The 22,098-nt window shown below is 73.7% G+C and carries 20 protein-coding genes; 12 read left to right on the plus strand and 8 right to left on the minus strand.

From position 1 onward, the window contains the following. Window positions 1-111 precede the first annotated feature (111 nt). A complete protein-coding gene (locus tag ACFQ53_RS16395) occupies window positions 112-1,086 on the plus strand; it encodes a DMT family transporter (RefSeq protein ID WP_377861603.1) in 975 nt (324 codons plus the stop codon). Window positions 1,087-1,139: 53 nt separating this feature from the next. Then, window positions 1,140-2,978: a glycoside hydrolase family 15 protein gene (locus tag ACFQ53_RS16400; protein ID WP_377861606.1), complete on the plus strand. Its 1,839-nt coding sequence runs from the start codon at window positions 1,140-1,142 to the stop codon at window positions 2,976-2,978. Window positions 2,979-2,988: 10 nt separating this feature from the next. Here ACFQ53_RS16400 and ACFQ53_RS16405 read toward each other — a convergent pair whose 3' ends face one another. Next, window positions 2,989-4,617: an HNH endonuclease signature motif containing protein gene (locus tag ACFQ53_RS16405; RefSeq protein WP_377861609.1), complete on the minus strand. Its 1,629-nt coding sequence runs from the start codon at window positions 4,615-4,617 to the stop codon at window positions 2,989-2,991. Between the two features lie 251 nt (window positions 4,618-4,868). Next, window positions 4,869-5,339 carry an SRPBCC family protein gene (locus ACFQ53_RS16410; protein WP_377861612.1) on the minus strand — a complete coding sequence of 157 codons (471 nt, stop codon included), beginning with the start codon at window positions 5,337-5,339 and terminating at the stop codon, window positions 4,869-4,871. Between the two features lie 130 nt (window positions 5,340-5,469). Between ACFQ53_RS16410 and ACFQ53_RS16415 the strand changes: the two genes are divergently transcribed. Then, the gene (locus ACFQ53_RS16415; protein ID WP_377861615.1) at window positions 5,470-6,351 is read left to right on the plus strand and encodes a hypothetical protein; all 882 of its coding nucleotides are present in this window, start codon (window positions 5,470-5,472) and stop codon (window positions 6,349-6,351) included. A 23-nt stretch (window positions 6,352-6,374) separates the two neighbouring features. On the opposite strand, the gene ACFQ53_RS16420 is transcribed toward ACFQ53_RS16415, so the two are convergent. The 5 genes from ACFQ53_RS16420 to ACFQ53_RS16440 form a co-directional block, all read right to left on the minus strand. Then, a complete protein-coding gene (locus tag ACFQ53_RS16420; RefSeq protein ID WP_377861617.1) occupies window positions 6,375-7,259 on the minus strand; it encodes an aminotransferase class IV in 885 nt (294 codons plus the stop codon). Between the two features lie 70 nt (window positions 7,260-7,329). Continuing rightward, the gene (locus ACFQ53_RS16425; protein WP_377861620.1) at window positions 7,330-8,127 is read right to left on the minus strand and encodes a hypothetical protein; all 798 of its coding nucleotides are present in this window, start codon (window positions 8,125-8,127) and stop codon (window positions 7,330-7,332) included. A gap of 36 nt (window positions 8,128-8,163) precedes the next feature. After that, the gene (locus ACFQ53_RS16430) at window positions 8,164-9,423 is read right to left on the minus strand and encodes a glutaminase (protein WP_377861622.1); all 1,260 of its coding nucleotides are present in this window, start codon (window positions 9,421-9,423) and stop codon (window positions 8,164-8,166) included. Window positions 9,424-9,454: 31 nt separating this feature from the next. After that, entirely contained in the window at window positions 9,455-10,681 is a 1,227-nt protein-coding gene (locus ACFQ53_RS16435; RefSeq protein ID WP_377861625.1) for a galactokinase family protein, read from the minus strand. Next, a complete protein-coding gene (locus ACFQ53_RS16440) occupies window positions 10,681-11,517 on the minus strand; it encodes a nucleotidyltransferase family protein (RefSeq protein ID WP_377861629.1) in 837 nt (278 codons plus the stop codon). The genes ACFQ53_RS16435 and ACFQ53_RS16440 overlap by 1 nt, the downstream gene beginning before the upstream one ends. Window positions 11,518-11,620: 103 nt before the next feature. Here ACFQ53_RS16440 and ACFQ53_RS16445 point away from each other — a divergent pair, with 103 nt between their 5' ends. The 9 genes from ACFQ53_RS16445 to ACFQ53_RS16485 all read left to right on the plus strand — a co-directional run bounded on the left by ACFQ53_RS16445 (window position 11,621) and on the right by ACFQ53_RS16485 (window position 21,387). Continuing rightward, window positions 11,621-12,007: a BlaI/MecI/CopY family transcriptional regulator gene (locus ACFQ53_RS16445; protein ID WP_377861631.1), complete on the plus strand. Its 387-nt coding sequence runs from the start codon at window positions 11,621-11,623 to the stop codon at window positions 12,005-12,007. Next, complete coding sequence (locus ACFQ53_RS16450) at window positions 12,004-12,918, plus strand: M48 family metalloprotease (protein WP_377861634.1); 915 nt, start codon at window positions 12,004-12,006, stop codon at window positions 12,916-12,918. Before ACFQ53_RS16445 ends, ACFQ53_RS16450 begins: the two co-directional genes overlap by 4 nt. A gap of 10 nt (window positions 12,919-12,928) precedes the next feature. Then, window positions 12,929-14,851, plus strand: coding sequence for a cytochrome c oxidase assembly protein (locus ACFQ53_RS16455; RefSeq protein WP_377861637.1), 1,923 nt, complete (start codon window positions 12,929-12,931; stop codon window positions 14,849-14,851). Beyond that, window positions 14,851-17,187 (plus strand): heavy metal translocating P-type ATPase, encoded by a 2,337-nt coding sequence (locus ACFQ53_RS16460; RefSeq protein ID WP_377861640.1) that lies wholly within the window; start codon window positions 14,851-14,853, stop codon window positions 17,185-17,187. Before ACFQ53_RS16455 ends, ACFQ53_RS16460 begins: the two co-directional genes overlap by 1 nt. Before the next feature lie 104 nt (window positions 17,188-17,291). Next, window positions 17,292-17,828 (plus strand): DUF5134 domain-containing protein, encoded by a 537-nt coding sequence (locus tag ACFQ53_RS16465; RefSeq protein ID WP_377861643.1) that lies wholly within the window; start codon window positions 17,292-17,294, stop codon window positions 17,826-17,828. Window positions 17,829-17,891: 63 nt separating this feature from the next. Continuing rightward, window positions 17,892-18,614, plus strand: a complete 723-nt coding sequence (locus ACFQ53_RS16470; RefSeq protein WP_377861646.1) for a YcnI family protein — start codon at window positions 17,892-17,894, stop codon at window positions 18,612-18,614. Between the two features lie 7 nt (window positions 18,615-18,621). Then, window positions 18,622-20,016, plus strand: a complete 1,395-nt coding sequence (locus ACFQ53_RS16475; protein WP_377861649.1) for a copper resistance CopC/CopD family protein — start codon at window positions 18,622-18,624, stop codon at window positions 20,014-20,016. A gap of 34 nt (window positions 20,017-20,050) precedes the next feature. Beyond that, window positions 20,051-20,659: an ECF RNA polymerase sigma factor SigK gene (gene sigK / locus ACFQ53_RS16480; RefSeq protein ID WP_377861652.1), complete on the plus strand. Its 609-nt coding sequence runs from the start codon at window positions 20,051-20,053 to the stop codon at window positions 20,657-20,659. Then, a complete protein-coding gene (locus ACFQ53_RS16485; protein ID WP_377861656.1) occupies window positions 20,656-21,387 on the plus strand; it encodes an anti-sigma factor domain-containing protein in 732 nt (243 codons plus the stop codon). Before sigK ends, ACFQ53_RS16485 begins: the two co-directional genes overlap by 4 nt. A gap of 31 nt (window positions 21,388-21,418) precedes the next feature. Here the strand turns inward: ACFQ53_RS16485 and ACFQ53_RS16490 are convergent. Further along, the coding region (locus ACFQ53_RS16490) for a class F sortase (protein ID WP_377861659.1) at window positions 21,419-22,098 on the minus strand (680 nt) is incomplete at its 5' end.

A 22,098-nucleotide genomic window follows, 5' to 3' on the forward strand; every position in this document is an offset into this window, starting at 1 on the left:
CGGACGACGGTTGCTTAGACACCACCCATCGTGCCGGTCAGGGGCCCGTTCCTTCTATCCCCGTCCCGGTGACCACAACGTCATGACCCGCAACACCTAGAGTGGACCCCCGTGGCATCCTCCCCTCTCTCCTTCTCGCTGGGCCGCGCTTCGGGCTGGGCGCTGCCGGTCGCGCTGGCCGGCGGGCTGCTCTCCGCCGTGCAGTCCCGCATCAACTCGCGCCTGTCGACCGAGCTCGCCGACGGCTTCACCGCGTCGGCCATCTCGTTCGGCACGGGGCTCGTGATCGTGCTGGTCATCGTGCTCTCCCGGAGGTCCCTGCGGGAGCGCGCGGCAGCCTTCGGGCACGACCTGCGGATCGGAGCCCTCCCCTGGCCGCTCGCGCTGGGCGGGATCGGCGGGGCGACCTTCGTGCTCGGCCAGACCTTCACCGTCGCCCTGATAGGGGTGGCCCTGTTCATCGTCTGCGTCGTCGCCGGCCAGACGGTCACCGGCCTGGTCGTCGACCGCGTCGGCCTGGGTCCCGGCGGTGTCCGCCCGCTCACCGCGCCCCGCCTGATCGGGGCCGGGCTGATGGTGCTCGCGGTGCTGCTCGCGATGTCCTCGGGCGTGGGCGTCGACGTCCCCTGGCCGCTGCTCGTGCTGCCCGTGGTCGCGGGGGCCGCGATGGGGCTGCAGCAGGCGGTCAACGGCCGGGTCTCCCAGCACACCGGGCACTTCATGATCGCCACGCTCGGGAACTTCGTCGTGGGCACCGCGCTGCTCGTGCTGGTCGCGGTGGTCCACGCCCTCGCCGTCGGGCACGGCCCCGCCCCGCTCCCCGCGAATCCCGTGCTCTACCTGGGCGGCGCCATCGGCGTCGTGTTCATCGCCGTCGCGGCGCAGCTCGCGGCCCCGCTGGGCGTCCTCACCCTGGCGATGACGACGATCGCCGGGCAGATCGTGGGCTCGGTGCTGCTGGACGTCCTCGCCCCCACGGGCACCGAGCACCTCACCCCGCTCACCCTGGTCGGCGCGGTCCTCACCCTCGTCGCCGCCGCGGTCACCGCGGGCATCGGTCCCGCACGCAGGCGTGGCGCATCCTGACCTGGCCCCGCTCCTGACCGCCGTCCGCGCCCGCGGGTGCAGAATCGGGTGGCATGGAGCATCGCGAGCACCGCATCGAGGACCACGCCCTGCTGTCCGACCGACGGGGATCTGCCCTCGTCACGCGCGAGGGCCGCATCGACTGGCTGTGCATGCCGCGCTTCGACTCCCCCGCCGCGCTCTGCGCGCTGCTGGGGGATGACCGCAACGGGCACTGGACGCTGGGCATCCGCGGCGGCGAGGCCACCTCGCGTCGGTACCTCGAGGGCACGATGATCCTCGAGACCACGTGGAAGGGGCCCGACGGCACCGCGCAGGTCATCGACATGATGCCCTCGGACATCACGCCCGAGGAGGCGGCCGAGGACCCGTCGGCCGACGAGCGCGCGGACCTCGTGCGCCTGGTGCGCTGCACCGAGGGCAGCGTCGAGGTCGAGCAGGAGCTGCGGATCCGCTTCGAGTACGGCGACGTGGTCCCGTGGGTGCGGCGGCGCGAGGACTCCGACGGCGCCTCGGTGATCTCCGCGGTGGCCGGCGCGAGCGCACTGGCCCTGCGTGGACCGGGCCTCACGGCGAGCGACCACGTGCACACGGGGCGGCACATGCTGCACGCGGGCGAGGAGCAGGCGTGGACGATGACCTGGCATCCCTCGTGGACGGCGCTGCCGAGGCCCGTGGACCCCCAGGACGCGATCGAGCGCACGGCGGCGGCCTGGCGCGAGTGGCTGGGGCGCGTCGAGGTCGATGACCGCTACCGGCCGGAGGTGACGCGCTCGCTGCTCGTGCTGCACGGCCTCTCCGACGTGATCGCGGGCGGCATCGTCGCGGCGCCCACGGCGAGCCTGCCGGAGGACTTCGGCGGGGAGCGCAACTGGGACTACCGCTACTGCTGGCTGCGCGATGCGGCGCTCTCGCTCGAGGCCCTGCTGGCGCACGGGCACGTGGAGGCGGCGGTGGGCTGGCGGGACTGGCTGCTGCGCGCGATCGCCGGGGACCCCGAGCACATGCAGATCATGTACTCCATCTCCGGGGAGCGCTCGCTGCCGGAGAGGGAGCTGGCGCACCTCTCCGGGTTCGCGGGCTCGCGCCCGGTGCGGATCGGCAACGGCGCCGCGGCCCAGTACCAGGGCGATGTGGTGGGTGAGGTGCTGGTGGGCTTCGCGGCCATGCGCGAGACGGGGCTCGAGGAGACCACGTGGTCGTCGTCGCTGCAGCGCTCGCTGCTGGAGTTCGCGTGCTCGCATCTCGAGACGCAGGACCAGGGCCTGTGGGAGATGCGCGGGGAGCCCGCGTTCTTCACGCATTCGCGGGTGATGATGTGGGCCGGCTTCGACCGGGCCGTCCGCGGCGTCGAGGAGCTCGGGCTGCGGGCGAAGGACGGGGAGCTCGAGAGGTGGCGGGCGGCGCGGGATCGCCTGCGGGACGAGATCCTGCGCGAGGGCGTGGGGCCCGACGGCGCATTCACCCAGACCTACGGCAGCACCGAGGTCGATGCCTCGCTGCTGCAGCTCGCCCGGATCGGCTTCGTGGCCCCGGACGATCCGCGGATGGTCGCCACGGTGCGCCGGATCGAGGACGAGCTGATGACCGACGGCGGCCTGGTGCTGCGGTATCGCACGACGGGTCAGGACGGGCTCAGCGGGAACGAGAACCCGTTCCTGGCGTGCTGCTTCTGGCTCGCCGAGTACTACGCGCGGGCGGGTCGCACCGAGGACGCGCGGCAGATGCTGGATCGCGTCCTGGCGTGCGGGAACGACCTCATGCTGTTCTCCGAGGAGTACGACGACGCGCACCAGCGCATGGCCGGCAACTTCCCGCAGGCCTTCAGTCATCTGGCCCTGGTGCGCGCGGTCGATGCGCTGTGCGAGGCGGAGGGCAGCGCCGCGCGCTGACCCGCCGGGATCAGAACGGTGGTGGTGGTGCGCCCGGGGGCGCACCCTGCGGTGGCCTCTCGGGCGGGGACTCGTCCCGGGTGCGCTCGGCGTGATCTCGAAGAGCCGCGTCGCGCTGGTCCCGGAGGGCCTGGATCCGTGCCCAGGAGTCCTTGAGGTCCTTCACGATCGCGGGGGTCGCGAGGTCCGTGTCGTCCTCCTGGAAGATCCGCATCTCCTCGTCGATGCTCCAGAGGGTTCCGGTGCGGCCGGTCGGCGAATGGGAGGCGTCCACGCGCACCGGGTCGATGCGGCGGGCGGTCTTCAGAGCATGGTGCTTCCAGCACAGCAGGTGGAGGTTGTCCACGGCGGTGCGGCCGCCGTGCAGCGGGTCCTCGTGGTCGTACTCCTCGATGTGGTCGGCCTCGGTCGCGCAGGATGCGGGGCGCCGGCAGCCGGGCACCGAGCAGGTCGTCATCCGCACGCGCAGGTGCTCCCGCATGGCCTGCGGCACCGCGTAGCGCTCGGCGGGCGCGGGGAGGAACTCCCCGCTCACCGGGTCGGTGAGCAGCCGGTGCCAGGCGTCCTCGCCGGCGGCGAGCTCGCGGGCCATCTCGGCCGGGATCGGGATCCGACCGTCGAGCATGCCGGGGGCGTCGCTGTGGCCCATGAGGGACAGCAGCGGGACCGTCACGTTCATGCGGAAGGACGCGGCGCTCAGGCCCACGCCGTCGGTGTCCAGATCTGCCATGGTCAGCAGGTGGTAGCGCAGCTCGGACAGGGACAGGGGCCGTCCCTGCTCGGCCGCGCGGCCCTGCGGGTCCAGGGGGACCTCGACTCCGGCCTCGAGCGCATGGCGCTGGGCGGCCTGGAGAGTGCGCGCGGCATCGTCCAGCCGACGGGCGAGCTGCAGCAGCTCGGGGACGGGGCCGACGATCCGCAGGCATGCGGTGCCGTCGTCCCCGCCGTGCTCGAACTCGACCCGGCGCCGCGCTTCGACGTCGATGCGGGGCGGGAGCTCGCGTCGCTCGAGGAGCGTCGCGACGACGGTGCCGAGGCAGCGGCTGAAGTGCTCGGAGGTGATGCCCGGGTCCCAGGCGCTCACGGTCGCATCGACCAGCGTCATCTCCTCGTCGGTGAGGCCGAGGGTGCGGCGCAGCAGCTCGCGGAACCAGGCGGCGGGGAACTCCCCCGCGCGCAGGCGGGCGAAGATGCGCGGGCAGAGGTCGACGCCGCGGTGCCCGTCGCGGATGCGGCGGTAGGCGACGGTGTCGGAGCACCGCAGCGCGGCCGCGACCAGCAGGTCCTCGCACTGGGCGTCCTCCGCGGTGCAGCCGCCGGTATCGCGGCCGCGCCAGGACGGCGCGAGGGCGGCGAGGGAGTCGGCGAGCTCGCGGGACTCGCGCACACCCTGGTCCCAGATGCTCTGGACGCGCTCGGTGACCTCGAGGGTCGGAGAGACGTCGACCCGGGCAGCGACGGACTCGCGCGTGAGGGGACGCGGAGAGCGCGGGCGGATGCGCTGGACGGGATCCTGTGCGGAACGCTCGGCCTGCTGGGCGCGCAGCAGCTCCTCCCTCTCGCGCGGGAGCACCATGCCGGGGAACAGGGCATGGTCGCCGAGGATCTCCTGGCGCGGGCCAGGGTCGAGCGCGGTCATCCTGTCCCCCTTCCCTCCACGTCGAGGAGTCGAACACTCGTTCGATTCTTCTCTCATCGTATCGGGCGAACCGGACACCTGGAAGAGGCTAGGAGAGGATGTGGAAAAGGGAGCGCTAGGGAGGATCATACGCATCGAGGGCCGGGCGAAAGCGCCTGGTGAACAGCGGGAATGCCGTTCGCTCGACACCACAAGGCACGTCGATCACGTAGGCGCGACAGCGACTCGACTGCCACCTCGCCCCGCCAAGCTCACTCCCCCGCGAGCACCCTCCGGATCGCCTCGAGCGTCGCCGGGATCCCGGCCTCCGCGGCCTTCCGGCGCGTCGCCATCTCCTCCTCGGCGCGCTCGCCGTAGCGCTCGGCGAAGGTGGTCTCGAACAGGGGCGTGGTGCGCGTGTACTCGGTGAGCAGCGTGCGAGGCTCGCCGGCCCCCTCCGCGCGCTCCATCCGGTACCCCCATTCCGCCCGGCCGGGGCCGACGGACCACGCGAAGCGCTCGCCCGGGACATCGGCGACGACCTCGGAGGTGGTGTGCCACTCGCGCTCGGGCGTGCGGTTCCAGCCGGTGAAGCGCGCGCCGACGCCGCGGGCGTCGTCGTCCCATGCGCAGCGGTAGCACTGCTGGCTCCATTCGCCGGTGCGGGTCACGTCGCTGAGCAGGGCGTACACGTCCTCGGGAGTGCCCGGGACGATCAGGGAGTCCTCGATCTCGTAGGTCATGCCCCGATTCTGCCCGAGCTCTCCGTCGCGCACTCGACGCGAAGAGTTCGCCTGCTCGTCACCTGCCGACGGGAGGGCCCTGCATACGGTGGTCCTGCAGCCGCAGCTCGACGAGAAGAAGGAGGTCGCCATGAGCATCACGGATCGGATGCGCACCCTGCTCCACGGGGACGGGGCGCACGATGCGCACGCAGAGCCCGTCGACGACGTCCTGCGCGCCGGAGCGCCGGCTCCGAGCATCGACCAGCAGGTCGACATGCTCGCCGCGCTCGGCCTCTCGCTGCGCGAGCACGTCACGCCCGCCGCCGTCGCCCGCGCCGTCCAGGCCGCCTCGCGCCGCGACCTCGAGCTCGTGCCCGATGCGGACGAGCAGCCCGAGACCACGCCCCCTGTCCCCGGCCTGCAGCGCTGCGCCTTCTGGTGGCTGCTGCACGAGCGGATCGACGGGCGCTACGTGATCGGCGGCCGTCACCGCGTGCTGCCGCCCCGCGCGGACCTCTTCGGGGAGTCCACGCCGAGCGCCGAGCAGCTCGAGCGCAGCATCCACAAGGTCGCCCAGCGCCTGTGCTCGGACACCGGGGCCCGCCTGCCCGAGATCGAGGTGACCGACCTGCGGGTGCGCTCGCAGCTGCTCACCACCGCGACCGTCCGCCTCGACGGCCGCCCGCACATCTGGTCCGACGTGCGCGACCGCGACTTCGTGCGCACCCTCGCGCGCGTCTGCTCGAGCGATGAGCAGACGGTCATGGTCTTCGACGACCACGGTGCGGACACCCACTGGACCCGCCCGATGGTCGACGTGCTCGTGGTGCCGACCGCGCACGTCGGCGGCGTCGCCGCGCTCCTGCGCGAGCACGTGCGCCCTGCCGTCGCGGCGGCGCACGCGTGGATCGACCTGCCCTACTCGGGCCGGGACGAGGCGGTGCGCGCGGGACTGCGCGGCGCCGGGCGCCGTAGCTCGAAGCGGACGACGCCGTGGGCGCCGCCCGCGCTCGTCCGCCGCGCCGCCTGAGACTCCCTGCCGGAATCCCCTGTCTACTTCCGTCCGGCGATCGCCGCGCTCAGGCGATCGGTGAGCGCCCGGTCCACGGGCAGCTCCACGTCATCGAGATGCGTGATCGGGCAGGCCAGACGCACCGAGGAGAGCAGCCAGGCGCCGTCCGCCTCGGCCACCTGCGCGAGCGTCATCAGCTCCTCCGCCGCCTCGGCGCCCTCGCCGCGCACGAGCTCGAACACCGAGCCGAGGCTCGTGCCGGGCAGCACGCCCGCGTCCACGGGCGTGGTGAGGAAGCGGTTCCCGCGCTTGACCAGCAGGGTCGACGTCGGCCCCTCGAGCGCGTACCCGTCGGAGGAGATGAACAGGACCTCGTCGGCCCCGCGCCGCGCGGCCTCGCGCAGACCGGCCATGTTGATCGCGTAGGAGAGGCTCTTGGCGCCCGCGAGCAGCCACGGGCTGGTCTGCGGCGCGGTGGTGGGGATGCCGCGGTCCAGGGCCGCGACGCGCAGGCCCGCCCGGGCGGCGGCGTAGCTCGGGGCGGCGTCGGCGAAGACCCAGGCGGTGGGGCGCGACTGCCCCTCGACGCCGCGGGAGACGACGATCTTCACGAGCAGCTCGGGGACCGGCAGGTGCGCGGTGACCGCGGCGTCGACCGCCTGGGCGAGCACGTCGAGATCCAGCGCGGGCAGGTCGAGCATGCGGGCGCTGCGCTGCAGGCGCTCGAGGTGCGGCGTGAGGTTCGCGGGGCGCGAGTCGAACACGCCCACGGTCTCGAAGACGCCGTCGCCCCGGGTGGCGGCGAGATCGGTGACGCGCAGCTGCGGCGCGCCCTCGTCGACCAGGCGGAAGGCCGGGCGAGCCTTGAGCTCGGGATCGGCGGCGACTCCGGGGATCATCACCAGGACGGCAGGACGAGAGGACACGACGGCTCCTTGGATCGGACGGGGAACCCCCGATCCTACGCGCGGGCGGCGCACGCGGCCGCGCGCCGGTTCACTCCCCCGTCACGACCACCACGAGGCCGTCCGCGCGCCAGGCGATGCCGATCTCGAGCGGGTCGCCCGGGAGGTCGGCGTCCATGACCTCGACGCGCGCGCCGGGGGCGGCGCCGCGCAGGTCGGCGGCGGCGAGGGCGTCCGCGGGCGCCTCGATGCCCGAGGGGGCGTCGGCGGCCAGGGCGACGGCGCGCTCGGGATCCTCGGCGAACAGGGGCGCGAAGAAGGACTCCTCCATGCGGTCGGCGACCAGCTCGGCGTCCACCGTCTCGTCGGCCGTCGTGGTCACCGCCAGATCCAGCGCCTCCGTGAACCGCTGCACGTAGTCGACGAGGTCGGGGGCGACGAGGGTCAGGGCGAGGTCCTCGCCGATCGCGAAGACCGGGCCTGCCGCGCCGTGCTCATCGATCGCGAGGACCACCGCGACGTCGTCCCCCTCGTACAGCGGGGTGTAGGAGACCGGGTCGGTGAGGATCGTGAAGGGGCCCAGGTCGCTGCGCTCGTCGACGACGATCATGAGCGCCGCGTCGCCGCCGACCACCCGGATCCCTCCGAACTCGTCGGCGATCCTCGAGAGCACGGGCGGCAGATACGTGCGGGGGTCGCCGGCGACGCCGCCCGCGAGCCCCGCGGTGCCCGGGGCGCCGTCGCTCTGCTCGTCCTCGGCCTCGAGCGGCGCGATGAGCTCGAGCACGCCCTCGTGGCGGGCGGCGAGCGCGGTCAGGCGGTCGATCGGCCCGCGCAGGGGCTCGATGGGCAGGGGCGCCGCGTCGTGCGGCCAGTCGAAAGCGGGCATGGGCTCATCGTGGCACAGGAGCCGGGCGGGACGGCCCTACATCCCCTCGCGGTCGGGGACCACGCGCGCGATGTACGGGACGCGTCCGCCGCCGAGGTCCCCGAGGCGGCCGTGGGGGTCGACGACGATCACGCGGTGCCCGTCGGCCGCGAGGCGCGCGAGGCCCTCGTGGAGCATGCGCCGCGCCACGTCGTTGAGGGAGGAGACCATGCCGATGTCCACCACGACGTCGCCCTCGCTCGGGTCGATGCGCTCGAAGTGCCGCAGGGCCATCTCCGCCGAGGCGAAGTCCATCGCTCCCTGCAGCACGACCAGGCGGCGGCCGCGCAGGGTCCTCTCCCGGCGCCCGATGACCTCGAGGGACGGCTCGGGGATCCGCATCAGGTGCAGGTTCATGTCGCGGCTCAGGCGCTCGAAGACCCGCACCCCGCGCACCGAGTTGCCGAAGCGGTCCAGGCGCGGGGAGAAGGTGCCGGCGCCCACCTGCCCGGGCAGCGCGCCGAGGATGCCGCCGGCGACGCCCGACTTCGCGGGGATGCCGACGGCCGAGAGCCAGTCCCCCGCCGCGTCGTACATGCCGCAGCTCGTCATCACCGAGAGCACCTGGCGGGCGACCTCCTCGGGGACGACCTGCTCGCCGGTGAGCGGGTTCGTGCCGCCGCGGGCGAGGGTCATGCCCATCACCGCCAGATCGCGCACGTCCACGAGCGCCGCGCACTGGCGCGTGTACCCGCGCACCGCCTCCTCAGGGAAGCCGGAGATGATGCCGTTGGCGCGCACCAGGGAGGCCAGCGCCAGGTTCCGCCAGACCTCGGACATCTCGGAGGCGAAGACGTCCTCGTCGACCGCGAGCTCGCGGCCCGCGAAGGCGCCCAGGCCCTCGATGACGCGGGCGGTGCGGGCGTCCTCGTCGAGGTCCGCCGGGCCCACGAGGGTGTGGGTGGTGATGGCGCCGATGTTGATCATCGGGTTCTCGGGTCGGCCGGTCCGCTCCTCGAGGCTGATCTCGTTGAAGGCGTCGCCCGACGGCTCGACGCCGACCTTCTCGAGCACCGCGTCGATCCCGTGGTCGCGCAGCGCGAGCGCGTAGGCGAAGGGCTTGGAGATCGACTGGATGGTGAAGCGGTGCTCGGCGTCCCCCGCGCTGTAGAGGGTGCCGTCGGGGGTGCACAGGGCCACGGCGAGGTGGTCGGGGTCGGCCGCGGCGAGCTCGGGGATGTAGTCGGCGACGGCGCCGTCGTCGGCCGCGCATTCGGACAGGATCTGCTGGAGGTACTCGCCGACGGGGGAATGCATGGTGCCTCCTGGGGCGGGGTCGGATGGGTGCTCAGCTGCTCCACACCCGGTGGGCGGGCGGTCCCGGTCGGGTGACGAGCCAGGTCGCGGCGCGCCCGGCGACGGGGAAGGTGTCCGCGTAGCGGTCCACCCAGTCGACGGCGAAGCGGTCCGCGCGCTCGGCGGGGACCATCGCCCAGACGCTGCCGCCGAAGCCGGCGCCGAAGGCGCTGGCGGCGTCGGCCCCCATCTCGCGGGCCAGGCGCTGCAGGGCGACGGTCTCGGGGGTCTGGTTTCCCAGGCCCTCCTCGGCGAGCTGCTGCGACTCGTCGACCAGGCTCCCGAAGGTCGCGAGGTCGCCGGCGGCGAGCGCGTCGGTGGCCGCCGGGATGATCCGCTCGGACTCCTCGAGGAACTGGGAGAGGCGGGCGGAGAGGTAGGTGCCGGGGTCGATCAGGGCGCGCAGCGCGTCCGCGGCGCCGGGGTCGGCGGCCACGACGTCGCCGAGCGTCGCGTCGCGGCGGCCCGTGCGCTCGTTCCAGATGCCCACGATGTCCCGGGCGGAGAGGGAGACGCGGTTGTAGTGCTCGAGGGCGGAGCCGGTCTTCTCCGCCTGCACGCCGGAGACGGCGATGACCAGGGCACGGTCCTCGGGGAAGGGCACGGCGCGCTCGAAGCCGACGGGGCAGAAGGAGTACTGGACCATCCGCGCCTCGCGGCCGCACAGCATCGCGACGTGGTCCTCGCTGCCGCCGAAGGTGCCCACGCCGCGGTGGCCGGCGAGCGGGCCGTAGCTCTGGCCGTTCTCGACGCAGCCGAGGTACTCGGCGAGGCGCTCGCGATCGGTGACGACCTCCCGGTAGGCGGGCTCGTCTCCCATCCGGCAGAGCTCGCCGTAGGCGAGGGCGAGGCCGACGACGAGCGCCGAGGAGCTCGACATCCCGGCCGCGAGCGGAAGGTCGGATTCGATGCTGATCTCGGCGCCGCGGGAGCGGCCGGGAAAGTTCGCGCGCAGCCGGTCGACGACGGTGCGCACGTACCCGGACCAGTGGCCCGCGCCGAGCCGTCCGGCGGGCTCGGCGTCGAGGTCGATCTCGAGGGTCTCCCGGGCGATGGAGCTCGTGACCAGCAGCGTCCGGTCCTCTCGGGCGCGTGCGGTGACGGTGTGGCCGCGGTCGACGGCGGCCAGCAGGGAGCGCCCGCCGGCGTAGTCGGTGTGCTTGCCGAGCATCTCGACCCGGCCCGGGACGAACCAGGCGACCTCGTCGGGTCGTGTCATCACAGCCGCACCTCGATGCCCGCGAGCGCCTCCTGGACCGAGGCGATGTCACCGCGCGAGGACATGTCGAGCACGCCCACGGCGGCGGGCACCACGGTGAAGACCTCACCGCCCGCGACCTGACTGCGCACGGCGTCGATCACCTCGTACTCGCCGCGCGGGGACGGCTCGATGCGTGCGCAGGCCTCGAAGATGCCCGGGGTGAACAGCCACGCGTTCATGGAGACGGGGGCATCGTCGCCGAAAGCGGCCAGGGTCTGCTCGTCGGGCTTCTCGACGATGTCCCGCAGGCGGCCGTCGGCGTCGACGTCCACGAGGGCGAAGGCGCGGATACGCTCGGCGGGGATGTTCGACTGCGCGACGAGGGCCTCGCGGTCGAAGCCGACGAGGGCGCTGCCGGGGGCGGCGGCGAGGGCGCGCAGGGCGTCGGCCGGATAGTGGTTGTCGGAGTTCAGGACGATCACGCGCTGGTCGCCGGCGAAGTCGCGGGCGGCGGCGACGGCGTCGGCGGTGCCGCGCGGCTCGGCCTGGACGGCGGTGGTGACGGTGACGCGGCCCCCGCTCGTGCGCTCCGCGTACTCGCGCAGCACATCGTGCTCGGGGCCGATGACCAGGCACACGTCGGTGACGCCGACGTCCGCGAGGGCGCTGATCACGAAGTCGAGGAAGGGACGGCCGACGTCGATGAGGGCCTTCACGCCGCTCGCGGCGACCGCGGCCTGCTTCTCGTCGACCCGCGCGCCGTCGTCGGCCTTCCGCATGCGGGTGCCGAGCCCGCGGGCGAGGATCACGGCACGGGTCACCGGGGCGGCAGGGCTCGTCGTCGTCGCGCTCACGGGGACGAGTGTAGAAGGCTTCACGCGGTAGGGCAGCATCACCACGACGCCGTGTAGAGTTGCGCGGGTCGTCCCCACCCCGTCCACCCGAGGAGATCCGCCCATGGCAGGCGTGCGCGCACGCTCGAACGGCGCCCTGGAGGCGCTCGTCATGCGTGCCCTCTGGCAGGCCGACGAGGCGCTCGGCGCCCGCGCGATCCTCGGCACCTTCGCCGACCCCGTCCCCGCGTACACGACCGTCCTCACGGTGCTCACGCGCCTCGAGGAGAAGGGGATGGTCGAGCGGGAGGCGCTCTCCCCGCGCAAGGTGCGCTTCCGCCCGCGCGTCAGCAGTGCCGAGGCGCACGCCCGCGACATGGTCGAGACCCTCGACGAGGCCGACGACCGCCGCGGCGCCCTGCTCGCCTTCGCCGACACGCTGAGCAGCGAGGACATCGAGCTCATGCGCAGCGCGATCGACGCGCGCCGCCCGCGGGGCGCCGCCTCGTGATCGTGCTGCTGCTCGTGCTGGCCGGGGCGCTGCTGTGCGCGCCGGCCTCCGTGCTCCCGCTCGTCGCGGGCCGCTGGCAGGTCTGGCATCCGCGGCTCGCGCTCGGGCTGTGGCTCGGCGTCGGCGCGGCGGGCCTCGCGCTCGCGGCCGGCTCGGTCCTGGCCGCCGGGCTGCTCGTCGCCTTCGCGGGGCCGACGGGGGCCGCTTCGGTCTCCGCCTCGGCGCGTGCGCTCGCGCTCGCGCTGCTCGCCTGGATCGGGCTGGGCGGCGCCGGGGTGCTCGCCGCGATGGCGCTCGGAGGCCAGGGGCGGGGCGCATCGGACGAGGGCACCGCCGCCGATGCCGACGCCGCCGCCGAGGACGCCCTGCTCGACGCGGAGGGAGCCGGCGCCGCGCGCCCCCTCGCGCACCGCTCCCCCGCCACCGTGCGCATGGCCTTCGACGCCGAGACCGGAGCGGTGCTCTACGAGGTCGACGACCCGCGCCTCATCGCCCACGCGATCGGGGGACGCCACCCCGAGATCACGGTGTCGCGGCAGGCCCGCGAGGCGCTCACCGCCGGTGAGCTGCGCGGCGTGCTCGCCCACGAGGTCGCCCATCTGCGCGGCCGCCATGCGGAGATGCGGCGGCTGTGCGCCTGGCACGCCGCGTGCCTGCCCCGGCGCTCCGCGCTGCGCCGCCTGCTGGTGGGGCGCGTGCACCTGCTCACCGAGCTCGCGGCCGACGATGCCGCCGCCCGCGCCGTCGGCGAGGGGCGTCTGCTCGCGGGACTGCGCGCCTCCCACGCCCTCGTGGCCTCGCCCGCGCTGCTGGTGCGCGCCGAGCGCCTCGCCGCCCGCGGCGCGGAGGACCGTGTGACCTCGGCTCCAGCACCCCTTCCCGGCCCGGCCGGGAACGTCTACACGAAGTAGAGTTCTTGGCGTGAGAACCCGAGTCGTCGCGTGGATCGCCGTGGCGGTCGCGCTCGTGTGCGTGCCGCCGCTGATCGCCGACGCCGCTCTCGGCGAGCAGCTCTTCACCTCCATCCACCGCGAGTACCCGGGGGCGACCACCGCGATGGTCGCGGGGCTCGTCGAGTCCGCGGCCGCCCTCGCGGGAGTGCTCACCCTGGGATCCCTGGTCACGGTCGCGTTCCTGCACGGACGCACCCGCAGGACCGCGCGGCGCGTGCAGTCCGCGCCCGACCTCACCGCGCTGCTCGTCTCCTCGATCAGCTGGTGCGTGCTCTCGCTCGCGAGCATCGTCGCGAGCGCCGCCGACACCAACGGCCTGGCGCTGTCGCGGGTGATCAACCCCGACACGATGCTGCGGGTGTACTCGTTCGGGTACATGCCGCGGGCCTGGACGGTCACCGCGGTCGCGGCGCTCGTCGTCGTCCTCACCGCCTTCCTCGCGACCCGCTGGGCGACCCTCCTGCTGGCCCTCTGGGCGGCCTGCATCGGCATCCTCGCGCCGGTCGTCGTCGGGCAGATCCTCGTCGGCCCCAACCACGACGTGGGCTCGGACGCCGGCACCCTGCAGACCCTCGTGATCGGTCTGCTGCTCGCCCCGCTGCTGATCGACGCGATCCTCGGCGCGGCGGGCGCCCCGCAGACCGACCGCGGCCGCCTGCGCCTGCTGGCGCGGATCGGCGTGCCCGCGGCGCTCGTGCTCGAGGTCTTCCTCGCCTGGTTCAAGCTCCAGGGCGCCGGCGCGCTCGGCACACCGACCGCGGCGCTCGAGGGCGTGCGGATCCTGCTGCTGCTCGCGATGGGCGCGCTGCTGCTGGTGCGGGGCTCGGGGCCCCTCGGGGGCCGACGCGTCGCGGCGCTCGGCGTGCTGCTGCTCGCGGTGCTCGGCGCCGGCGCGGCGATGCTGCGGATCCCGCCGCCGCAGTACTTCATGCCCACCTCGATCCCGCAAGTGTTCATGGGCTACGAGGTGCCCGAGGCGCCCTCGGCCGAGGTGCTGGTCTCCACCGGACGGCTGAACCTGCTGTTCAGCGTCCTCTCGCTCGGCATGATCGTGCTATACCTCGCGATGGTGGTCTCGCTGCGGCGGCGCGAGGACCGCTGGCCGCTCTCGCGCACGATCTTCTGGATCGCCGGCTGGCTGGTGGTGCTGCTCGCGACCAACAGCGGGATCGGCCGCTACTCGGCGCCCGACTTCGGCGTGCACATGGCCGTGCACATGAGCCTGGGCATGCTCGCCCCGATCTTCCTGGTCCAGGGCGGGATCATCACGCTGATGCTGCGCGCCTCGGCGGCGCACGCGCGGACCGTGGGCATCCACGCCTGGATCACGCAGGCGCTGAACTGGTCGGTGCTGCGGACCGTGTACCACCCGGCGCTCGTGTTCATCGTGTTCATCGGCAGCTACTACGGCCTGTACTTCTCCCCGCTGTTCGGGCTGATGATGCGCTACCACTGGGCGCACCAGCTGATGAACCTGCACTTCCTGATCGTCGGCTACCTCTACTACAGCCTCATCATCGGCGTGGACCGGCCGCCGCGGCCGCTGCCGCACATCGGCCGCCTCGGCTACATCCTCGCGGCGATGCCGTTCCACGCCTTCTTCGGCGTCGCCATCATCTCGAGCTCCACGATCCTCGCGGAGACCTACTACACCTACCTCGACCTGCCGTGGGCGGACCTCGCCCACTCCCAGCAGGTCGCGGGGTCCGTGGCCTGGGCGGGCGGCGAGGTGCCGCTCGTGATCGCGATCATCGCGCTCGGCGTGCAGTGGGCCCGGCAGGACGACGTCGAGGCCCGGCGCCGTGACCGCCACATGGATCGCGGGCTCGACGACGAGTTCGACGCGTACAACGAGATGCTCAAGAAGCTCTCGGACAGGAAGGGCAGCTGATGACCCCGCCCGTGCTCGAGTCCCGGACGCCCGCCGACGGGGACTCCGTCTCCCCCTCGACCTCGCCCTCGACCGCTCCCGGCCCGATCGACCCCGCCGAGCGCTGGAGCTTCGACGTCTCCGGCATGACCTGTGCGGCGTGCGCGAACCGCATCGAGCGCAAGCTCAACAAGGCCGACGGCATCTCCGCGACGGTGAACTACGCGACCGAGCGCGCCCTGGTCACCGGCATCGAGGCCCCGGACGAGGCGATCACCCTGATCCGCGCCGCGGGCTACGACGCCGCCGTGCACGACGAGGCCGACGACACCTGGTCGCGCCGCGCGACGGAGATGCGCATCACCTCGCTGCGGCGTCGGCTGATCGCGGCCGCGCTGCTGACGATCCCGCTGATGGACGTCTCGCTCGTGCTCGCCCTGGTGCCGCAGTGGCGGTTCCCGGGCTGGGCCCTGCTGTGCGTGCTGCTCGCGATCCCCGTGGTCACCTGGGCCGCCTGGCCCTTCCACCGGATGACGCTGCGGAACCTGCGCCACGGCGCGGTCTCCATGGACACGCTGGTCTCGATCGGGATCGCGGTGTCCTTCGGCTGGGCGATCGTCTCGATGCTCGTGGGCCTCGAGCCGCAGGACGGCTTCTGGCTCGGCTTCGGGCGCGCACCGGCCGGGGCCGACGCCCTCTACCTCGACGTCGCGGCCGGGATGACCACCTTCCAGCTGGCAGGGCGCTATTTCGAGTCCCGCAGCCGCCGCCGCGCGGGCGACGTCCTGGGCGCGCTCACGGCGCTCGGGGCGAGCGAGGCGCGCGTGCGCCGCGACGGCGCCGAGTCCATGGTCGCGATCGATCAGCTGCGCCGCGGCGACCTGCTCGTGGTGCGCCCCGGCGAGACCGTCCCGGCCGACGGGGAGATCGTCGAGGGGTCGGCCGCGCTCGACACGGGCGCCATGACCGGCGAGTCCGTGCTGCGCACGTGCGGGATCGGCGACGAGGTCGTGGGCGGCACCGTCTCGACCGACGGGCTGCTGGTGGTGCGGGCGACGGGCGTCGGCGCGCACACGCAGCTCGCCCAGATGGCCGCGATCGCCGAGCAGGCGCAGGTCCGCAAGGCCGACGTGCAGCGCACGGTCGACGCCGTGGTGCGCGTGTTCGTGCCGGTCGTGCTCGTGCTCAGCGTGCTCGTCGCCGGCGTCTGGCTGCTGCTGGGCGCGAACATCGCCACCGCCGTCTCGAACGCGATCAGCGTGCTCATCATCGCCTGCCCGTGCGCGCTCGGCCTCGCGACGCCCACCGCGCTGATGGTGGGCGTGGGGCGCGGCGCCGTGCTCGGCATCCTCGTCAAGGGCCAGGACGCCCTCGAGGCGAGCGGCACCGTGACCACCGTCGTCCTCGACAAGACCGGCACCCTCACGGTCGGCGCCCCGAGCGTCGAGCGCGTGGTGGTGACGGGCGAGGCGAGCGCCGAGCAGGTGCTGCGCTGGGCATCGGCCGCCGAGTCCTCCTCCGAGCACGCCGTGGCCACGGCCATCCGCGAGCACGCGGCGAGCCGCGTGGCCGACGTCCCCGAGGCCCGCGACTTCCACGTCACCCCCGGGCTGGGCGTCGAGGCCGAGATCGAGGACGCGCAGGTGGCCGTCGGCAGCCCCGCGCACATGGAGAGCCTCGACATCGTCGTCCCCGCGGACCTCGCGGCGACGGTGCGCGAGGCGGAGGCCTCCGGGCGCTCGGCGGTGCTCGTCGCCCGCGAGGGCGGGGCCGTCGGCGCGATCGTGCTGGCGGACGAGATCAAGCCCGATGCGCGGGGCGCGATCGCCGCGCTCCACGAGGCGGGCCTGCGCACCGTGCTGCTCACCGGCGACTCCGAGGCCGCCGCCCGGCGCGCGGCCGCGGACCTCGGCATCGACGACGTGCGCGCGGGCGTACTGCCCACGGGCAAGGCCGCCGCGATCGAGGAGCTGCGCGCCGAGGGCCACTCGGTGGCGATGGTCGGCGACGGCATCAACGACGCCGCGGCGCTGGCCGCCGCCGACCTGGGGCTGGGCATGGTGAGCGGCACCGATGTCGCCCTGAAGTCCTCGGACATCATCCTGGTGCGCGAGGACCTCTTCGCCGTGATCGACGCGATCGCGCTCTCCCGGGCCACCAACCGCACCATCCGCACGAACCTCGTGTGGGCCTTCGGCTACAACGTCGCGGCGATCCCGATCGCGGCGATCGGCCTGCTGAACCCGCTCATCGCTGCGGGCGCGATGTCGCTGTCCTCGGTGTTCGTCGTGCACAACTCGCTGCGCCTGCAGAACTTCCGCTCGCGCCGGCCGCGCTCCGGCCGCTCGGGGCGCTGAGCGCCCCGCCGGTCGATTTGCGGGCCCCGTCGGCCGGCCCTAGAGTTCTCTACAGAACGTAGAACTAAGACGGGCGGGGCAGGATGCACGGGACGATCGGCGCGGTGGCGCTCAGCATCGTGTTCGCCGCGCTCGGCGTCCATGCGCTCGCGCGCGCGGTGCGCCATCGCGACCGGCCCGTCGACCTCGTGGGCGACCTCCTGCACGTGCTCATGTGCGTCGTCATGGTCGCCATGTCCTGGTCCTGGTGGAGCGCTCTGCCCGCGCTCCCCCAGATCATCCTGTTCGCCCTCGCCACCGCGTGGTTCGCCCTGCTCGCCCTGCTCCAGCTCGCGGAGGGCCGCACGGACGCGAGCGTCCACGGTCCGCTGCACCAGGGCCAGCACGCGGTGATGATGCTGGCGATGGTCTGGATGGTGGTGACCATGTCCGCCGATCCCGCCTCGAGCACCCACTCGATGACCATGCTGCCGACCGGCGCGGGCCTGCTGGGCGTGGCCTTCACGGGCGTGCTCGCGGTCTCCGGTCTGCTGCAGCTCGCGGAGGCCCACGAGTCGCCGGGCCCGCGCGCGGGCCTGCGGATGATGGCCGCGATGGACCTCGCCATGGCCCTGGCCTGCTGGCTCATGCTGCTGCACTGATCGACCCATCCGATCCCCGTCCGATTCCGAATCCCCGCCGATCCCCCCACCACGAGGACAGCCATGACCGCGAACACCGCACGCCGACTCCCCTTCCGCGCAGCTCTCGGCCTCGCCGCCGCAGGGCTCGCCTTCGCCGTGCCCGCGGCCGCGCAGGCGCACGTGACCGCGAGCGCCGCGGACACGACCGCCGGCGCGTACACCGTGGTCACCTTCAGCGTTCCGCACGGCTGCGACGGCTCGGCCACCACGAAGGTCGCCATCGATCTGCCCGAGGGGGTCGACGAGGTCACGCCCACGCGCAACCCCTACTACGACGTCACGACGAAGCGCGAGAAGCTCGCCGACCCCGAGACCGACGCCGACGGCAACGAGGTCACCGAGCGCGACGCCCAGGTCGTCTACACGGCGAAGACCCCCCTGCCCGACGGCGAGCGCGACTCCTTCGAGCTCTCCCTGCAGATCCCCGAGGACGCCGCCGGCACCACGCTCACCTTCCCCACCACGCAGACCTGCGAGAAGGGTGAGACCGCATGGACCCAGGTGCCGAAGAAGGGGCAGAGCGAAGACGATCTCGAGTCCCCGGCGCCCTCCGTCGCCGTCGCCGCCTCCGGTGACGCGTCCGGCGACGCGTCCGGTCCCTCCTCCACCGTGACCGCGGTCGCCCAGCCCCAGGCGGCGCTCGACGGCACGACCACGGCGCTCGTCGTCACCAGCCTCGTGATCGGCGCGCTCGGGCTGCTGTGCGGCGCGGCGGCGCTGATCACCGTGCGCAGGAGGCGCTGATCCCGTCGTGACGCACCTTCGGATCCCCGCACTGCGGGTGCTGCTCGGGAGCATCCTCGGCCTGCTGCTGATGCTCGGCGGAGCGGCTCCCGCGCTCGCCCACGCGCAGCTGGAGTCGAGCAGCCCCGACGACGGGACCGTCCTCGAGCACGCCCCCGCCTCGGCGACCCTCACCTTCGACGAGCACGTACGGCCGATCGACGGAGAGACCCGACTGACCCGCCCCGACGGCACCTCCACGACCCTCGAGGCGCACTCCCGCGACGACGACGTGCTCGCCGCGCTGCCCTCGGACCTCCCCGACGGCAGCTACGTGCTCACCTATCGGGTGGTCTCGGCCGACGGGCATCCGGTGACAGGGACCCTCGACTTCTCCGTCGGAGCCCCCTCCACGATCCCTGCCGCGCCGTCCGCCGGCTCCGACACCGGTGCCGACGCCGGCACCGACACCGCGGCGCGCGCGGAACCGGGCGCGGGGGCGGCCACGCTGGTCCCGGTCCTCACCGTGGCCGAGTACCTCTCGCTGCTGGTGATGGCGGGCATGCTGCTGTGCTCCGTGCTCGTGGCGCGCGGTGCAGCGGCCCGGGCCGTGATGGCCTCGGACCGGGCGACGCGGGCCCTGCGGGTGCTCGCGCTGGTGGCCGCGGCGGCGGCCGCGCTCCTCGTCCCCGTGACGGCGGCCGAGGTCGCCGGCTGGACGCGCATCGGTGCGGGGCTCTCCGCACCGCCCGTCGTCGAAGCCGGCGCCGTGGTCCTCGGGGCCGCCCTGGTGATCGGGGCGGGCGGGGCGCGCAGACCCGCGCTCTCCGTCCCGGGCGCCCTGCTGGCCCTGGTCGCCCCTGTGCTCGTCGGCCATTCGGCGTCCATCGCGCCGCGTCCCCTGATGCTCGTCGCCGATGTCGCCCACCTGCTCGCGGGCGCCGTGTGGTCGGGCGGGCTGCTCGCGGCGATCGCGATGCTCACGGTGCTGCACCGGCACTCGACGGCCGCGGAGGGCGTGGCCGTGGTGCGGCGGTTCTCCCTCGTGGCGCTGGTCAGCGTGCTGGTGCTCGCAGCCAGCGGCACCACGATGGCGGTGCTGATCCTGGACGCGCCGTCGGCGCTGGTGACCTCGGCGTGGGGCCGCACGCTGCTGGTCAAGCTCGTGGTCGTCGCCGTCGCGGTGGGGCTGGCCGCGTGGAACCGCACCCGCCTGCTGCCCGCGATCGCCTCGGCCGACGCCCCCTGGGAGCACCTGCTGCGGACCATGCGGCGCGAGGCCGCCCTGCTGCTGGGGGTGCTGGCCGTCACCGGCCTGCTCGTGAACCTCAGCCCTCACGTGCACTCGATGGAATCGATGAGCGGCCCGGAGTCCGCCCAGGTCGACGCATCGGTCGCACCGGCGACGCCCGGGACCGCGTGATCGAACGCCCGCGCTCGGCCCGTAGGATGGCCGGATGACGATGCCCGAGGAGGAGCCCGCCCCCGCGGCGACGGCATCCGCGGACGTCCTGCGCGGACTCCTGCTCGCGGTCGCCGGGGGCGATGCCGAGGCCTTCCCCCAGCTCTACGACTCCACGAGCGCGCGCGTGTTCGGCCTCGTGCTGAGGGTGCTGAGGGACCGCGCGCAGTCCGAGGAGGTCACCCAGGAGGTGTACCTCGAGGTGTTCCGCCGGGCATCGTCCTTCGACCCGTCGAGGGGATCGGCCCTGGCCTGGATCCTCACCATGGCGCATCGCCGCGCGGTGGACAGGGTGCGCGCGTCACAGTCGCAATCCGATCGCGATGTCGCTTACGAATCACGATCGTCGACGGAGCAGCCCGACCCGACCAGCGAGACGGCTCTGGACGGCATCGAGGCGAGCCATGTGCGCGGCGCGCTCTCGCAGCTGTCGGACAGACAGAGCGAGGCGATCCGTCTGGCCTATCTCGATGGACTCACCCAGTCCCAGGTCGCCGAGCGGCTGAGCATCCCACTGGGGACGGCGAAGACGCGCATCAGGGACGGACTGCTGGCCCTGCGACGAATCATGAGCACCGAGCACACGAGGGAGGAGGAGAGATGAGCGAGACCGGCGCAGCACCGCGCGAGAGCGGACATGAGGAGCTCGAGTCGCTCGTGGCCTCCTACGCGCTCGACGCCCTCGACCCCTCCCGGAGCGCGGAGGTCGAGGCCCATCTGGCAACGTGCCCGCAGTGCCGTGAGCTCGCGGACTCCCTGCGCGAGACGACTGTCGGCCTCTCCGAGGGGCTGGAGACGCCTCCTCCCGCCGCGCTGCGCGACCGGATCCTGGAGGCCGTGAGCGCCGAGTCGGATGCGGCGCCCACGACGCCCGAGGAGCACCGGCTCCCGCGCCGGCCGAGGCGCCGCGCCGTCCTCGCCGGAGGGTTCGCCCTCGCCGCGAGCGCGCTGGTCGCGACCGGCCTCGTCGTCGCACGCCCCTGGCGCTCGCAGGAGGAGAAGGACATCGACGAGGTGCTCGCGGCGGACGATGCCCGGGAGTACACGACGACGTGGCGCTCGGCGCGGATCACGGCGGTGCGCTCGCCCTCCCTGGGCTCTGCGGTGCTGAAGGTCGAGGACCTCCCCGCCGCTCCGTCGGGCAAGGACTACCAGGCATGGACCATGGAGTCCGAGGGCCCCGTGAGCGCAGGGCTGGTCCACCCCGACGATGACGGCGACTCCCGCACACTGCTGTCCGCGGGGTCGGCCGAGGGAGCCGCCATCAGCCTCGAGCCCGCCGGGGGTTCGGAGCAGCCGACGACCGTCCTGGCCGCGCTCGACTACTCCTGAGGCGGGCTGCGCCTGCGGTGCGAGGCGAGGGTCAGCCCTCGTCGACGAGCCTCGCGAAGACGATCACGTTGTCCGCATGGCGCCCCGCCGCGTCGACCGTGCCGCCGCAGGTGATCATGCGCAGCTCGGCGCTCGACGTGTTCTCGTACACGGCCCAGGTGGGGAAGGAGTCCTTGGGGAAGCGGCCGACGTCGTAGACCTCGAAGGTCGCGGTGCTCCCGTCCGCACGCTCCACGTCGACGCGGTCGCCCTTGCGCACCGCGCCGAGCTCGAAGAACACCGAGGGCTTCCCGCTGTAGGTCACGTGGCCCTCGATCACCGCGGGGCCCTGCTCACCGGGGGTCGGTGAGCCGTCGAACCAGGCGGCGTCGTCCTTGCGGGCCCCGCTGGGGGCAGGGAGCGTGCCGTCATCGGCGAGCGGGATCCCGAACACCGCGCCGTCGATGTCGCGGTCCGGCACCCGGACGCGGACCGGCTTCGATGCCGGAAGCGCCGCGGGCGTGCTGGGGGCCGCTGAGGTCGAGGGCGTCTGCTCCGCGTCGCTCGACGGCGGCGTCGTCGCGCCGGAGCTGCTGGAGCTGTCGGAGCTGCTGGAGGCGGTCTGCGCCGCAGGGGCCTGGGGCGGGGGCGGCTCCTGGTCGACCAGGAAGACGATCAGGAGCACGAGCCCCGCCACGCACAGCGCACCGCTCGCGGCGGCCGCCCAGAGGC

This window comes from Brachybacterium sp. NPDC056505, assembly GCF_042794925.1.
Lineage (GTDB): Bacteria > Actinomycetota > Actinomycetes > Actinomycetales > Dermabacteraceae > Brachybacterium > Brachybacterium kimchii.

Bases quoted from the DNA above. Each gene is read 5' to 3' on its own strand.
- ACFQ53_RS16400 (WP_377861606.1), top strand. From the start codon at position 1,140: ATGGAGCATCGCGAGCACCGCATCGAGGACCACGCCCTGCTGTCCGAC.
- ACFQ53_RS16405 (WP_377861609.1), bottom strand. From the start codon at position 4,617: ATGACCGCGCTCGACCCTGGCCCGCGCCAGGAGATCCTCGGCGACCAT.
- ACFQ53_RS16410 (WP_377861612.1), bottom strand. From the start codon at position 5,339: ATGACCTACGAGATCGAGGACTCCCTGATCGTCCCGGGCACTCCCGAG.
- ACFQ53_RS16415 (WP_377861615.1), top strand. From the start codon at position 5,470: ATGAGCATCACGGATCGGATGCGCACCCTGCTCCACGGGGACGGGGCG.
- ACFQ53_RS16425 (WP_377861620.1), bottom strand. From the start codon at position 8,127: ATGCCCGCTTTCGACTGGCCGCACGACGCGGCGCCCCTGCCCATCGAG.
- ACFQ53_RS16430 (WP_377861622.1), bottom strand. From the start codon at position 9,423: ATGCATTCCCCCGTCGGCGAGTACCTCCAGCAGATCCTGTCCGAATGC.
- ACFQ53_RS16435 (WP_377861625.1), bottom strand. From the start codon at position 10,681: ATGACACGACCCGACGAGGTCGCCTGGTTCGTCCCGGGCCGGGTCGAG.
- ACFQ53_RS16445 (WP_377861631.1), top strand. From the start codon at position 11,621: ATGGCAGGCGTGCGCGCACGCTCGAACGGCGCCCTGGAGGCGCTCGTC.
- ACFQ53_RS16460 (WP_377861640.1), top strand. From the start codon at position 14,851: ATGACCCCGCCCGTGCTCGAGTCCCGGACGCCCGCCGACGGGGACTCC.
- ACFQ53_RS16470 (WP_377861646.1), top strand. From the start codon at position 17,892: ATGACCGCGAACACCGCACGCCGACTCCCCTTCCGCGCAGCTCTCGGC.
- sigK (WP_377861652.1), top strand. From the start codon at position 20,051: ATGACGATGCCCGAGGAGGAGCCCGCCCCCGCGGCGACGGCATCCGCG.
- ACFQ53_RS16485 (WP_377861656.1), top strand. From the start codon at position 20,656: ATGAGCGAGACCGGCGCAGCACCGCGCGAGAGCGGACATGAGGAGCTC.